Origin of the sequence: Escherichia sp. SCLE84, assembly GCF_012584495.1 — a bacterium.
Lineage (GTDB): Bacteria > Pseudomonadota > Gammaproteobacteria > Enterobacterales > Enterobacteriaceae > ECMA0423.
In genome coordinates, this window is sequence record NZ_CP051430.1 from 1,910,287 (window position 1) to 1,923,862 (window position 13,576).

Sequence of the window (13,576 nt, forward strand, 5' to 3'; positions counted from 1 at the left end):
CAGGCGGGATCGCATTTTCATGGCAGTGGTTCCTTACAATGACGTAATTTGAAAGGAGTTTTTGTATGAAGCCGGAAAACAAACTACCTGTTCTGGACCTTATTTCTGCTGAAATGAAGACCGTTGTGAATACTCTTCAGCCGGATTTACCGTCCTGGCCCGCAACGGGAACGATTGCTGAGCAACGACAGTATTACACGCTTGAGCGCCGATTCTGGAATGCGGGCGCTCCAGAAATGGCAACCAGAGCTTACATGGTTCCAACAAAATATGGGCAGGTGGAAACACGTCTCTTTTGTCCGCAGCCAGATAGCCCGGCGACGCTATTTTATTTGCATGGAGGCGGTTTTATTCTCGGCAATCTCGATACCCACGATCGCATCATGCGCCTGCTGGCAAGCTACAGCCAATGTACGGTGATTGGTATTGATTACCCCCTTTCACCTGAAGCGCGTTTTCCGCAAGCGATAGAGGAAATTGTGGCTGCTTGTTGTTATTTCCACCAGCAGGCGGAGGATTATCAAATCAATATGTCCCGCATTGGCTTTGCCGGTGATTCCGCAGGTGCCATGCTGGCGCTCGCCAGTGCGTTGTGGTTGCGTGATAAACAGATCGATTGCGGTAAAATTGCGGGTGTTTTGCTGTGGTATGGGCTTTACGGATTACGGGATTCCGTGACTCGTCGTCTGTTGGGCGGTGTCTGGGATGGCTTAACGCAACAGGATTTGCAGATGTATGAAGAGGCGTATTTAAGCAACGACGCGGACCGCGAGTCACCGTATTACTGTCTGTTTAATAATGATCTCACTCGCGAAGTTCCGCCCTGTTTTATTGCCGGGGCGGAGTTCGATCCGCTGCTGGATGACAGCCGTCTGCTTTACCAGACGTTAGCGGCGCATCAGCAGCCCTGTGAGTTCAAACTCTACCCAGGTACGCTGCATGCCTTTTTGCATTATTCACGAATGATGAAAACCGCCGACGAGGCTCTTCGCGACGGCGCTCAGTTCTTTACCGCTCAGCTTTAGCGATACGCGGCAACAAGATTAGCCATCATTTCGATATGTTCCGGCGTGGCATTAAGCGCTGGAATATATTCATATTTTTTCCCGCCGGCACCGAGGAAGACCTCACGGTTTTGCTCGGCAATCTCTTCCAGCGTCTCCAGACAATCCGCAGCAAAGCCCGGGCACATCACCTGTATATGACCTACGCCTTTTTCTCCGAGCATTTTCAGCGTTTCGTCGGTATAAGGCATCAGCCAGGGTTCCCGGCCAAAGCGCGACTGAAAGGTCATCATCACTTTTTCCGGTGCCATCCCCAGTGCGGAAGCCAGTTCGCGAGTCGTTGTGCGGCAACGTTGCGGGTAATCATCGCCTTCATCTGCATAACGCTGGGGAATGCCATGATAAGAGAGCAGCAGCAGATCCGGTTCGCCATGTTTGGCAAAAGAAGCGCGTACGCTGTTCGCCAGTGCATTAATGTAATCGTGGTTATCGGCGTAATCACGAATAAACGATATCCCCGGAATGCTACGTTTGCGCGCCAGAATGCGTGCCAGTTCATCCCATACCGCACCGACCGTAGAACAGGAGAATTGCGGATAAAGCGGCAGCACCACAATATGATCTACATGCTCTGCCAGGAGTTCATCGACGGCGCTTTCCAGTGATGGCGAGCCGTAGCTCATGCCCAGCGCTACGGGCGTATCCGGTAAACGTTGTGCCAACGCCTGCTGTTGCTGGCGGCTGTAAACCATCAGCGGCGAGCCGTCTTCCATCCAGACCGAGGCGTACAGCTTCGCCACACGCGGCGAGCGCAGCGGCAAAATCACGCCGCGCAGCAACGGCCACCATAACAACCGTGAGGTATCAACCACGCGTCTGTCGCTTAAAAATTGTTTCAGATAGCGTTTTACCGCTTCAGGTGTGGGGGCATCGGGCGTACCCAGGTTTGCCAGCAGGATACCGGTTTTAGTCTGACGCATTACCGCCTCTTATCGATTCAACTTGTTGATAATTGTAGCGGAAAAGTGAGGAAGAAGAACTAATTGCTGTGAGAGGTCAAATCAGAAAAAGGAATAGCGCAGATTGAGGTTTTTGTAAAAGGCCGAATGAATATCCGGCCTGAGATTGCTGATAAGTTTGCTTGTGCGGGCCTGTTCCCCTCACCCTAACCCTCTCCCCGAGGGGGCGAGGGGACTGTCCGTGCGCGCTTTCGAATTAGCCGAGGATTTTTTCCAGATCAGCGCGAACTTCAGCAACCGGCTTGGTGCCGTCAACTTTCGCGTATTTGGTGTTACCCGCTTCCGCTTCTTTGGAGTAGTAGCCGATCAGCGGTGCAGTCATCTGATGGTATTCAACCAGACGTTTACGCACGGTTTCTTCCTGATCGTCTTTACGGGTAGTCAGTTCTTCACCGGTAACGTCGTCTTTGCCTTCTACTTTCGGCGGATTGAATTTAACGTGATAAACACGACCAGACGGCGCATGAACGCGGCGGCCTACGATACGATCAACAATCAGTTCGTCCGGTACGTCGAATTCCAGAACGTAATCAACATTGATGCCCGCTTCTTTCATCGCGTCTGCCTGCGGAATGGTACGCGGGAAGCCGTCCAACAGGAAACCATTACGGCAGTCTTCCTGAGCAATGCGCTCTTTAACCAGCGCGATCACCAGTTCGTCGGTGACCAGTTTGCCAGCATCCATAATGTCTTTTGCTTGTTTACCCAGCTCGGAGCCAGATTTGACCGCAGCACGCAGCATATCGCCAGTGGAGATTTGCGGAATACCATATTTCTCCATGATGAACTGAGCCTGAGTCCCTTTCCCCGCGCCCGGAGCGCCAAGCAGAATGATACGCATTGCGAAAATCCCCTTAAAATGTGTCGAATTTTTTGAAAAAGCGATAAACGATACCACCAACAGGCGATTGCCTCAAGAAAGGCACCTGAGGCTGAAACGGTTAATGGCGAGATAATTTGCGGAAAGTGCAGATGATGAAAAGAAAAATGCCGGATGACACAAAGGTCATCCGGCATGACATCAGGAAACCAGCAGCTGGTTCATACGACGAATAAACAGGTTCGGATCTTCCAGCGTGCCGCGTTCTGCCAGCAGCGCCTGATCCAGCAGCAGTTCTACCCACTCGCTGAACTTCGCTTCATCTTCAGTATCTGCCGCACGTTTCACCAGTACGTGATCCGGGTTCAGTTCGAAGATGTATTTCACTTCTGGCACTTTCTGGCCCGCCGCAGCGAACAGTTTCGCCATCTGAGTGCTCATTTCGTCCGCGTCGGTCGAAACGATCGCTGGCGTATCGGTCAGACGGTGAGTCAGACGGACATCTTTCACGCGCTCGCCGAGCAGGGCTTTCACACGGTCGATGAACGGAGTCAGTGCTTTCTCCGCTTCTTTCGCGCTCTCATCAACTTCGTCAGCCAGTTTTTCCAGCGACTCGTCAACTTTAGACACCGACTGGAACGGTTTACCGTCGAACTCAATCAGATAGTTCATCATCCACTCATCGATGCGGTCGGAAAGCAGCAGAACTTCGATGCCTTTCTTACGCAGCAGTTCCAGGTGCGGGCTGCTCTTCGCTGCCGCATAGCTGTCTGCAGTGATGTAGTAGATTTTCTCCTGCCCTTCTTTCATGCGGGAAACGTAGTCTTCCAGAGACACGGTCTGCGCAGAAGAATCGGTATAAGTAGAAGCAAAACGCAGCAGTTTGGCGATCGCTTCCTGGTTAGCGAAATCTTCCGCCGGACCTTCTTTCAGTACCAGGCCAAACTGTTGCCAGAAGGTCTGGTATTTTTCCGCGTCGTCTTTCGCCAGTTTTTCCAGCATTTGCAGCACACGCTTGGTCAGCGCATTGCGCAGGTTACGCGTTACCGTGCTGTCCTGGAGGATTTCACGGGAAACGTTCAGCGGCAGATCGCTGGAGTCAATCAGACCACGCACGAAGCGCAGATAGTTCGGCATGAACTGTTCTGCGTCGTCCATGATGAACACACGCTGGACGTACAGTTTCAGGCCGTGTTTATGATCACGGTTCCACATATCCCACGGAGCCTGGGACGGGATGTACAGCAGGCTGGTGTACTCCTGCTTACCTTCAACGCGGTTGTGGCTCCAGGTCAGCGGATCATTAAAGTCGTGGGCGATGTGTTTGTAGAACTCTTTGTACTCTTCATCGGTGATTTCCGACTTGTTACGAGTCCACAGCGCCTGCGCTTTGTTGATTTTCTCCCAGGAGATAACGGTTTCGCCGTCTTTCTCTTCGCGTTTTTCGATCTCTACCGGCAGCGCGATATGGTCGGAGTATTTGCTGATGATGGAACGCACGCGCCAGTCATCGAGGAACTCGTCTTCGCCTTCACGCAGATGCAGGGTGATTTCAGTACCACGATCTTCTTTGGTGATGTCGGCAACGGTATATTCACCTTCGCCAGCCGATTCCCAGAAGACGCCGTTTTCTGGTTTTTCGCCTGCCGCGCGAGTACGCACGGTCACTTTGTCGGCCACGATAAACGCAGAGTAGAAACCAACACCAAACTGACCGATCAGCTGGCTGTCTTTCGCCTGGTCAGAACCCAGGGATTCGAGGAATGATTTGGTACCGGATTTAGCGATAGTCCCCAGATGGTCAATCACTTCGTCGCGGGTCATCCCCACGCCGTTATCGGAGATGGTCAGCGTGCGCTTGTCTTTATCGAAAGAGACACGAACGCGCAGTTCGCCATCACCTTCGTACAGGTCCGGGTTAGATAGCGCACGGAAACGCAGCTTGTCCGCCGCATCGGAGGCGTTAGAGATAAGCTCACGCAGGAAGATTTCTTTATTGGAATAGAGAGAATGGATCATCAGGTGCAGAAGCTGTTTCACTTCTGACTGAAAACCACGAGTTTCTTGTCCTTTCATGTAGGTCTACCTCAATAATGCCATTTTAAGGTTAAAAACAGGATGAGGGAGAGATGGGGACAAGGGAGAATAATTTCAAGCGAGAGCAGGTGATCCTGCTCTCGTTTGCTTAAAAACGAATCTTATGACGCCCGGCAAGGGAGTGTGACAGCGTGGTGCCATCGACCATTTCCAGTTCGCCGCCAACCGGTACGCCATGAGCGATTCGGCTGGCTTCCACGTCATATTGCGCGCAAAGCTCGGCAATGTAGTTAGCGGTAGCTTCACCTTCAACCGTGGGATTGGTGGCGAGGATCACTTCAGTGATTTTTTCCTCTGCCAGACGCTGTTCCAGACGATCAAGGCCGATATCATCCGGACCGATGCCGTCCAGCGGTGACAGGTGCCCCATCAACACAAAATAACGGCCTGAAAACTGCCCCGTCTGCTCAATGGCGTAGATGTCCGCCGGACTCTCCACCACACAGATTTGACCGTTTTCCTGACGACGCGGATTCGAACAGATGTTACAGACTTCCTGTTCGGTGAAAGTGCGGCAATCGGCGCAGTGGCCGATTTCCGACATCGCCCGGGTGAGCGCCTGCGCCAGACGCATCCCGCCGCTACGATCGCGCTGAAGCAGCGTGAACGCCATACGCTGCGCCGACTTCGGGCCAACGCCCGGCAGACAGCGCAGTGCTTCCATAAGCTGTGTTAACAGCGGGCTGGTTTGCATCAGAACGGCATCTTAAAGCCAGGCGGCAGCTGCATTCCGGAGGATACAGAGGCCATTTTTTCTTTCTGCGTTTCTTCAATACGACGTGCTGCGTCGTTGAATGCTGCAGCCACCAGGTCTTCCAGCATCTCTTTGTCGTCTTCCAGCAGGCTCGGGTCGATCTCTACGCGACGGCAGTTGTGTGCACCGTTGATGGTCACTTTTACCAGACCTGCGCCAGATTCGCCGGTGACTTCCAGCTGCGCGATCTCTTCCTGCATTTTCTGCATTTTTTCTTGCATCTGCTGGGCTTGCTTCATCAGGTTACCCAGACCGCCTTTACCAAACATAGGTTTCTCTCTCAATCACGTTAAGGATGACGAACGTAAGCTGTGCTTACGATCAAATGGGGCGGATACTTTCTTCATCCAGCTCCGCATCGAAGAACCGACGCAGGGTCTGAATATTATTATCCGCAATAATGGACTCGCGCGCCTGCGCAAGTTTTTCTTCGTATATCGCCTGACGCCACTCCAGCGGCGTACGCACCGCGGGATTATCATCTTCAACGATAGTCAGTTCAACCGTTGAACCTTTTAACGTGCTCAACGCTTCAGCCAGTTTTTGCTGTGCACCGCGGTTGTTCAAATGCCGCTGAGAGGAGCGCAAATGCAGACATACTGCGTTGTCGCTCTCCTCTTTCCAGGCATTTAAGGCCACCTGTTCGACCAGTTTTGGTAGCGAAAGTTGACTCACCTGTGCCGCCCACGCGTCGCGCTCAATGGCTTCTGCCGCCAGCTTCGCCGCCAGTTCCGGCGTTTTTTCATGTTCCAGCGCTTTTTTCAGCGCCTTCGGCGTGGCGACCACTTCTTTTTGCTGCATCACTGGAGTGGTAGCCTTCCAGCGATACGCTTCTTTTTTGGCTGGCGCTTTTTCCAGCGCCGATGGCACCGGACGCGCCTGAACGCGATCGGTGACCGAAGCCAGTCTTTCCAGCGCAGCGTTATTCACCGGCCGCGCGCGGGTAGCGGCTGCCGGTTCACTCTTTTTTGCTTTGGTTGCTCCCTGCACGCGCTGCAACTGCTGGCGCGCCGCCAGCACCTGGCTGGTGGTTTCCGGGAGCGGTACAGTCGGTGCCTGCTGCGGCGCTGATTGCGGTTGCGGCGGCACCTGGGTTGGCGTCATTACTGCCGTTGGCGCGACGGGCGCAAAGGACTGGCGTGGCACTTCTGGCTCAGGCAGAGGCATACGTGGATGGAACGCCAGCGCGCGCAGCAGCGTCATCTCAACGCCCATGCGGCGGTCCGGCGCATACGGTAATTCTTTGCGACCAATCAACAGCGTCTGATAGTAAAGCTGAATATCCGTCGGCGGTATGGTGCGCGCCAGTTCACGCATCCGCAGCTCAATGGCGGCCATGTCGTTGCCAAGTGCAGCAGGCGAAAGTTGTACCATCGCAATACGATGCAACAGGCCGAGCATTTCCACCAGCAACGCTTCCCACTCGATACCACGGGCAGCGGCTTCATTAATCAGCGCCATTACGCGCTCGCCGTTGGCCTCGACCATCGCTTCAACCAGCGACAGCGCCTGATCGTCGTCAAGCGTACCCAGCATCGCACTGACTGCCTGGGTTGAAACCTGGCCGTCACCGCTGGCAATCGCCTGGTCGGTCAGACTTAAGGCATCTCGCAGGCTGCCTTCAGCGGCGCGCGCCAGCAATTGCAACGCCCGCGGCTCGTGAGCGATATGTTCTTCGTTGAGGATGTGCTCAAGTTGATGGCGAATTTGCTCGACATCCAGCGCCTTGAGATGAAATTGCAAACAGCGCGACAAAATCGTCACCGGCAATTTCTGTGGATCGGTCGTCGCCAGCAGAAACTTAACGTGCTCCGGCGGCTCTTCAAGGGTTTTTAACAGTGCGTTAAAGCTGTGGCGCGACAGCATATGCACTTCGTCGATCAGATAAACTTTGAAACGACCACGCGCCGGAGCGTACTGGACGTTATCCAGCAGGTCGCGGGTATCTTCAACTTTGGTGCGCGAGGCGGCGTCGATTTCAATCAGATCGACAAAGCGCCCCTGCTCGATTTCACGACAGTTATCGCACACGCCGCACGGCGTCGCGGTAATGCCGGTTTCGCAGTTTAGCCCCTTCGCCAGCAGTCGGGCGATAGAGGTTTTTCCGACGCCACGGGTACCGGAAAAAAGATAAGCATGATGAATACGCCCTAACGACAAGCCGTTCGCCAGTGCGGTCAGCACATGTTCCTGGCCGACGACGTCAGCAAAGGTTTGTGGGCGCCATTTTCGGGCTAAGACCTGATAACTCATTGGCAGGCTCTGAAACGCTGGAAGGTGGATTCACGAAGGGGTAATGCTAACACAGCCCCGTCAGAACGGCGAGGCTGAATGCACATCTTGTGCTGTCCGTAGCGTGGGCAGCACAAGACTGGCGATAATTAATGGCCCGGGAACGGGACAAGGCTGTAGCTGGTAATGCCCTGTTTTTCGAGACGCTGTTCGCCGCCGAGATCGAACAGGTTGATAATGAACGCAGCGTCAGCCACTTCACCACCCAGACGACGGATCAGTTTAACGGTCGCTTCGATAGTGCCGCCGGTTGCCAGCAGATCGTCCACCACCAGAACTTTGTCGCCCGGTTTGATGGCATCAACGTGGATCTCCAGCTGATCGGTGCCGTATTCCAGGTCGTAAGTTTCACTGATGGTTTCACGCGGCAGTTTGCCCGGTTTACGGACCGGTACAAAGCCAACGCCCAGACCCAGAGCTACCGGAGCGCCAAACAAGAAGCCACGCGCTTCGGTGCCGACAACTTTGGTAATGCCCGCATTTTTGTAACGCTCAACCAGCAAGTCGATGCTGAGAGCGTAAGCTTTCGGGTCTTCCAGTAAGCTGGTGACATCGCGGAAAAGAATGCCGGGTTTTGGGTAGTCCTGAATGCTTTTGATGCTATTTTTGAGATACTCAAGCTGCTGTGCAGTCGCGGTCATAAGTGTATGCCTGCTTGTTACGGTGGTACTCACGGCGCGTTTTAAACGTATCAAAAGTAACAGTTGTTTAACCTTTGACCGCCTGCGCCTGTGCTCGAAAACGCCAGAATGTACTGGCTGTACGCAATAATTGCAACTGCGATTGTTGTGCTTCAGTGCTTTTCTTGCTTTTCATCAATCACCGGAATTCGCCACATATAGAAAAGCAAACAGGCGAGAATTACCAGCAACATGATGCGCACCCATGGCATCTGGACGAACCACAGAGAAATGGCAAACGTGAGCAAAATAAGCAAAATCGCCCGCGGTTTGACGCCGCGCGGCATCGCATGATGTTTCTGCCAGAAACGTAGATAGCTGCCAAACCATGAGCGGTACAGCAACCAGGCGTGAAAGCGCGGGGAAGAACGGGCAAAGCACCAGGCCGCCAGCAGGATAAACGGCGTCGTCGGTAATACCGGTAATACCACGCCCAGCGTACCCAGCACTACCGCCAGCCAGCCAATGATGATTAAAATGATTCGTTGCATATTGAGTGTTGTCAGCTTACAGAGTGGCTACTTTAGCATAACAATTATCATTTTCATTGAGGTCTTATCGTGAAAACCGCCCTGCTGCTGGAAAAACTGGAAGGACAGCTCGCTACGCTGCGTCAGCGTTGTGCCCCGGTAGCGCAATTTGCCACGCTAAGTGCCCGTTTTGACAGACACCTTTTTCAAACCCGTGCGACAACACTGCAGGCTTGTCTCGATGAGGCGGGCGATAATCTGGCTGCGCTTCGTCATGCAGTTGAGCAGCAACAGCTGCCGCAAGTGGCCTGGCTGGCGGAACATCTGGCGGCACAACTGGAAGCCATCGCGCGTGAAGCCTCCGCCTGGTCATTGCGCGAGTGGGACAGTGCGCCACCGAAAATTGCCCGCTGGCAGCGTAAACGTATTCAGCATCAGGATTTTGAGCGGCGGCTACGTGAGATGGTTGCCGAACGCAGAGCCCGCCTGGCGCGGGTGACCGATCTCGTGGAACAGCAAACGCTGCATCGTGAAGTGGAAGCCTATGAAGCGCGCCTGGCACGCTGCCGCCATGCGCTGGAAAAAATCGAAAACAGGCTAGCGCGCTTAACCCGCTAGCAATGGAGAGAGTATGTCACTGGAAAATGCCCCTGACGATGTCAAACTGGCTGTCGATTTGATTGTGCTGCTGGAAGAAAATCAGATCCCAGCCCGCACCGTGCTGCGCGCGCTGGATATTGTAAAACGCGATTATGAAAAGAAATTAACGCGCGATGATGAGGCGGAAAAGTGAGAAATAAATGGGGCCGCTAAATGTCCCCTAAGATTGTGGGCAAACGCAAAACTGCCTGATGCGCTACGCTTATCAGGCCTACACCGCTCCTGCAATACATTGAATTCTTGCGGTTTCGTAGGCCGGATAAGGCGGTCACGCCGCATCCGGCATGAACAACGCGCACTTTGTCAGTAATCTCGGGGCAACTAAATGTCGCCCCCTTTGGTTATTACCCTACCGCTGGCGTCGGGTCATCGCCTTTGTAGTCGCGTTTGACTTCCGTCACCTCATCGCCCTTCTCGTTGTGCAGATGCACTTCAAGCTGGTTAAAGGCAATGTTGATGTCGTTTTCACGGCACAGCTGATCGATAGTACGGTTCAGCTCATCGACAGTACGACTACGGTCACGCAGTTCACGCACATACAGACGCAGCTCATGATCCAACGTGCTGGCACCAAACGCCGTAAAGAAGACTTCCGGCATTGGTTCGTGCATCACCCTTGGGTGCTCAGTCGCCGCCTTCAGTAACACTTTACGCACTTTTTCCAGATCGGAGCCATAGGCCACGCCGAGACGGATCACCAGACGCGTAGTAGTGTCAGTCAACGACCAGTTGATCAGACGCTCGGTAACAAACGCTTTGTTCGGGATGATCACTTCTTTGCGATCGAAATCGGTAATCGTTGTCGCACGAATACGGATCTTACTTACCGTCCCCGAGAAGCTACCAATGGTTACCGTATCGCCAATACGCACCGGACGTTCGAACAGAATGATCAAACCGGAGACGAAGTTACCGAAAATTTCTTGTAAACCAAAACCAAGACCTACGGATAATGCTGCGGCCAGCCACTGGAGTTTATCCCAAGAGACGCCCAGCGATCCGAACACCGTCATCGCACCAACGGCAATAATGATGTAGTTAAGGATGGTAGTAATGGCATACGACGCGCCCTGACGCATATTCAGTCGCGAGAGCACCAGCACTTCCAGTAAACCAGGCAGGTTGCGAATCAACGCCCAGGCCACCATTGAGGCGATAATCGCAAACAACAGACTGCCCATGGTGACGTTTTTCACCACCGCAGCGCCAGCTTCAGTGCCGTTGTAATGCCAGAGCGTGATGCTGTCGAGATAGCTGAACACGGTGATCAAATCGGACCAAATTGCCCAGAACATGACACCGAACAGCGCAAACATCAGCAACATGGTAATACGCAGCGTCTGCTGGTTAACCTGTTCCAGTGCAATGGTGGGTTCTTCCGGCGGTTCGGCACCTTCTGCGCCCTCTTTCACCAGATTCTGCCGACGCGCCAGCGCACGACGCCAGGCGATACGCCGCGCCGCTACGCTTAAGCCGCGCAATACCGTCTGGTAGAGCAAGTTCCAGATGATCACCAGATAAACGGTTTCAATCCAACGCCCGGAGAGGCGCAGCGTGGTGTAGAAATAACCCGTGGCAGTCAGCACCATCAATGCAATCGGGATAATCGACAGCACGGTAATGGTGACCAGTCGCATGGTGTGCGACTCTTTATCACGCCAGCTTTCGCGGCACATTGGCCATACCAGGAAGGCAATCAGCAGCAGGTTGAAGAAAATCATCGCCTGCCCCAGCACATCATCCATCAGATGCAGCGGGGAAAGTTCTGCCACCACAGACCAGAAATGGATAGGCAGCAACGCGAGACTGATGCGGACAATTTGCCGACGCCAGTGGCTGGTCTGCTGCTCCGGCATGCCGAAGTGACGCACGGCAACGCCATTTTTCTCCAGTACCTTCCAGCACAGGCCAAACACCAGCCAGAAAATCGCCAGTTTTTTACTGAACGACCATAGCAGTTCGCTGATGTTGAGCTGCATGGTCAACAGAATCAGGCCAACCGCGAGAATAATCAGGCACACCGGCAGCGCGCGGATCAGGTCGATAAGGATCGCTTTTGGTGTGTTGAGCTGGCTATCGTTACGCAGGGAACCCACAGCGGAAGCCAGTTTCTGTTGATACGCTTTCAGCCAGCCCAGACGCCAGTGGATCAGCCCGGCAATCAACAGCAGCGGCAAACCGGCGAGGAAAGCGATAAAAACGGCAGGCCAGGCTTTTTCCCAGTTCACCGTGATTTTCATCGACTTAAATTCATCTTTCAGGCTTTGCGGGAACGCTTTGATCCAGTCCCAGTCCATTGGACGGTTACTGTTCACCCAAAAGATTTGCTGAGTCAGGATGGATTTCAGGTTTTTCGATACGCTCATTAACTGCTGCTGGTTGATTTGCAGGTTAATGGCCATCATCAGCTGGTTACCCAACTGTTTGTTGAGTTGATCCAGCAATTCGCGACGCATATCAACCACTTGCAATAACGCATCGTGAACTTCGCTGTTGACTTCGTTGGTGTGACCTTCTTCCAGTTTGTTGACGAACGCATCGCTCTGGAAGAGTGCATCACGCTGCTGGTTAACTTCAAACTGTTCGAGACGCAAATCCGCGATGCGGTTGGTCATGTTTTCCAGTTCATCCGCCGAGGGCAGCGTTTGTTGTTGCTGGTAAAGGATACGAGACAACAGCAGGCTGCCCTTCAGGACGGCAATCTGCTCTTTAATATTGCGTTCCGATTGCAGCGCCCGCTCCAGCCAGTTTTTGACTTTAATGTTTTGCTGCATCAACTGATTACCGTTTTCAGTCGCGGTAATCAGACGCTGACTTAACTGCTGGTTAATTTCCAGTTCCTGTTTCACCAGCGGATTAGCCTGAATACGCGCGGCTTCATCCGGGGAGACGGCTTCCTGCGCCGTTTTTTCAGTTAAAGTCAGGCGCTTGCTGTTTACCGCTTCTTGCAACAGCTGCAACTGGTGCTCCAGACGGGCGCTGTTCGCCGTCACGTAATCACGTTGCTTTTGCAAGGTATCCTGCAAGACGGTGTTCCCTTCCAGGCTTTTACGCTGCTGGTCAATCTCCGCATTCAGCAACGCCTGCTGAGCCTGCATTAACACTTTCTGGCTGGGACGTAAGGCAGTCTCGCCGACATCAGTCCCATCCAGACGACTGCGAATTTGTTGCAGCTGCTGCGAAGCGTTATACATCGCATTTTGCACGCGTTCGGGCTGCGTCTGTAACGAAACCAGCTGGCTGTTATAAGACGCCAGATCGTTTTGTGCGTTTTGCAAATCGTCCAGCGCCTGGGCAACGCGAGTTTCCAGCTGGCGCAACGAAAGCGTACTCAGAATTTTGCGCGTTTCTTCGTCGTTATCGACATCGCTAAGTGCTGTTAACGCCGCGGTCGCCTGGCGCATTTTTTCCGGCGCTTCAGCGACTTTTTGCCGTAGCTGAACTGTCTCTTCTTTTATGCGATCGATTTTATCGAGGGTGGCTAATGTATCTGTCAGATCCTGCTGCACCAGCTTGTCCTGAGCAGAAAGATCTTTTTGTTTATTTAGTGAGTCAAGTTGCGCCTGCAGGTCCGCTTTTGTCGGCAGATCACCATTCGATGACGCCCGCGCAAACGCCGTGTTCTGGCATAACAAGACAAAAACAAAAGCAATAAATGCTGAAAAAACAAAATGCCGTGATCGTTTGTAATACTGGAACATAGTCATGATGAATGAAGGTTTCTGAACCTGAAGAACGACCTGAAAAAGTCAAACCGCAAGAATATCACGACGCAGTGAA

General features: G+C 53.2%; 12 protein-coding genes, 1 pseudogene and 1 other annotated feature. Of the genes and pseudogenes, 3 read left to right on the forward strand and 10 right to left on the reverse strand.

Going from position 1 to position 13,576, the window contains the following annotated elements; genetic code table 11:
* The first annotated feature begins 65 nt into the window (after positions 1-65).
* Positions 66-1,025, forward strand: coding sequence for an acetyl esterase (gene aes / locus HGD79_RS09490; protein WP_000801832.1), 960 nt, complete (start codon positions 66-68; stop codon positions 1,023-1,025).
* Here aes and hemH read toward each other — a convergent pair.
* The 8 genes from hemH to HGD79_RS09530 form a co-directional block, all read right to left on the reverse strand.
* Positions 1,022-1,984: a ferrochelatase gene (gene hemH, locus HGD79_RS09495; RefSeq protein ID WP_001250088.1), complete on the reverse strand. Its 963-nt coding sequence runs from the start codon at positions 1,982-1,984 to the stop codon at positions 1,022-1,024. The genes aes and hemH overlap by 4 nt on opposite strands.
* Before the next feature lie 235 nt (positions 1,985-2,219).
* Positions 2,220-2,864, reverse strand: coding sequence for an adenylate kinase (gene adk / locus HGD79_RS09500; protein WP_001220233.1), 645 nt, complete (start codon positions 2,862-2,864; stop codon positions 2,220-2,222).
* Between the two features lie 180 nt (positions 2,865-3,044).
* Positions 3,045-4,919 (reverse strand): molecular chaperone HtpG, encoded by a 1,875-nt coding sequence (gene htpG / locus HGD79_RS09505; RefSeq protein WP_168848375.1) that lies wholly within the window; start codon positions 4,917-4,919, stop codon positions 3,045-3,047.
* A gap of 109 nt (positions 4,920-5,028) precedes the next feature.
* Entirely contained in the window at positions 5,029-5,634 is a 606-nt protein-coding gene (gene recR / locus HGD79_RS09510) for a recombination mediator RecR (protein ID WP_001195025.1), read from the reverse strand.
* Positions 5,634-5,963, reverse strand: coding sequence for a YbaB/EbfC family nucleoid-associated protein (locus HGD79_RS09515; protein WP_000467098.1), 330 nt, complete (start codon positions 5,961-5,963; stop codon positions 5,634-5,636). The genes recR and HGD79_RS09515 overlap by 1 nt, the downstream gene beginning before the upstream one ends.
* A 52-nt stretch (positions 5,964-6,015) precedes the next feature.
* Positions 6,016-7,947: a DNA polymerase III subunit gamma/tau gene (gene dnaX, locus HGD79_RS09520; protein WP_000122008.1), complete on the reverse strand. Its 1,932-nt coding sequence runs from the start codon at positions 7,945-7,947 to the stop codon at positions 6,016-6,018.
* Positions 6,619-6,683, reverse strand: a sequence feature (DnaX frameshifting element). It overlaps the preceding gene by 65 nt.
* Positions 7,948-8,075: 128 nt before the next feature.
* Positions 8,076-8,627, reverse strand: coding sequence for an adenine phosphoribosyltransferase (gene apt, locus HGD79_RS09525; RefSeq protein WP_000127356.1), 552 nt, complete (start codon positions 8,625-8,627; stop codon positions 8,076-8,078).
* Between the two features lie 152 nt (positions 8,628-8,779).
* The gene (locus HGD79_RS09530) at positions 8,780-9,157 is read right to left on the reverse strand and encodes a DUF454 family protein (protein WP_001188905.1); all 378 of its coding nucleotides are present in this window, start codon (positions 9,155-9,157) and stop codon (positions 8,780-8,782) included.
* Between the two features lie 69 nt (positions 9,158-9,226).
* Between HGD79_RS09530 and priC the strand changes: the two genes are divergently transcribed.
* Both priC and rsmS read left to right on the forward strand, forming a co-directional pair.
* Positions 9,227-9,754, forward strand: coding sequence for a primosomal replication protein N'' (gene priC, locus HGD79_RS09535; protein WP_000844848.1), 528 nt, complete (start codon positions 9,227-9,229; stop codon positions 9,752-9,754).
* A gap of 13 nt (positions 9,755-9,767) precedes the next feature.
* Positions 9,768-9,929, forward strand: coding sequence for a pleiotropic regulatory protein RsmS (rsmS, locus tag HGD79_RS09540; RefSeq protein ID WP_000051146.1), 162 nt, complete (start codon positions 9,768-9,770; stop codon positions 9,927-9,929).
* A gap of 52 nt (positions 9,930-9,981) precedes the next feature.
* Here the strand turns inward: rsmS and HGD79_RS26860 are convergent.
* Positions 9,982-10,080, reverse strand: a pseudogene (locus HGD79_RS26860) (hypothetical protein); the annotation flags it as partial.
* A 60-nt stretch (positions 10,081-10,140) separates the two neighbouring features.
* Positions 10,141-13,503 (reverse strand): mechanosensitive channel MscK, encoded by a 3,363-nt coding sequence (mscK, locus tag HGD79_RS09545; RefSeq protein WP_000177726.1) that lies wholly within the window; start codon positions 13,501-13,503, stop codon positions 10,141-10,143.
* Positions 13,504-13,576: the final 73 nt, after the last annotated feature.

Excerpts from the sequence above, each read along its gene's own strand:
- aes (WP_000801832.1), top strand. The coding sequence starts at position 66 with ATGAAGCCGGAAAACAAACTACCTGTTCTGGACCTTATTTCTGCTGAA.
- hemH (WP_001250088.1), bottom strand. The coding sequence starts at position 1,984 with ATGCGTCAGACTAAAACCGGTATCCTGCTGGCAAACCTGGGTACGCCC.
- adk (WP_001220233.1), bottom strand. The coding sequence starts at position 2,864 with ATGCGTATCATTCTGCTTGGCGCTCCGGGCGCGGGGAAAGGGACTCAG.
- htpG (WP_168848375.1), bottom strand. The coding sequence starts at position 4,919 with ATGAAAGGACAAGAAACTCGTGGTTTTCAGTCAGAAGTGAAACAGCTT.
- recR (WP_001195025.1), bottom strand. The coding sequence starts at position 5,634 with ATGCAAACCAGCCCGCTGTTAACACAGCTTATGGAAGCACTGCGCTGT.
- HGD79_RS09515 (WP_000467098.1), bottom strand. The coding sequence starts at position 5,963 with ATGTTTGGTAAAGGCGGTCTGGGTAACCTGATGAAGCAAGCCCAGCAG.
- dnaX (WP_000122008.1), bottom strand. The coding sequence starts at position 7,947 with ATGAGTTATCAGGTCTTAGCCCGAAAATGGCGCCCACAAACCTTTGCT.
- apt (WP_000127356.1), bottom strand. The coding sequence starts at position 8,627 with ATGACCGCGACTGCACAGCAGCTTGAGTATCTCAAAAATAGCATCAAA.
- HGD79_RS09530 (WP_001188905.1), bottom strand. The coding sequence starts at position 9,157 with ATGCAACGAATCATTTTAATCATCATTGGCTGGCTGGCGGTAGTGCTG.
- rsmS (WP_000051146.1), top strand. The coding sequence starts at position 9,768 with ATGTCACTGGAAAATGCCCCTGACGATGTCAAACTGGCTGTCGATTTG.
- mscK (WP_000177726.1), bottom strand. The coding sequence starts at position 13,503 with ATGACTATGTTCCAGTATTACAAACGATCACGGCATTTTGTTTTTTCA.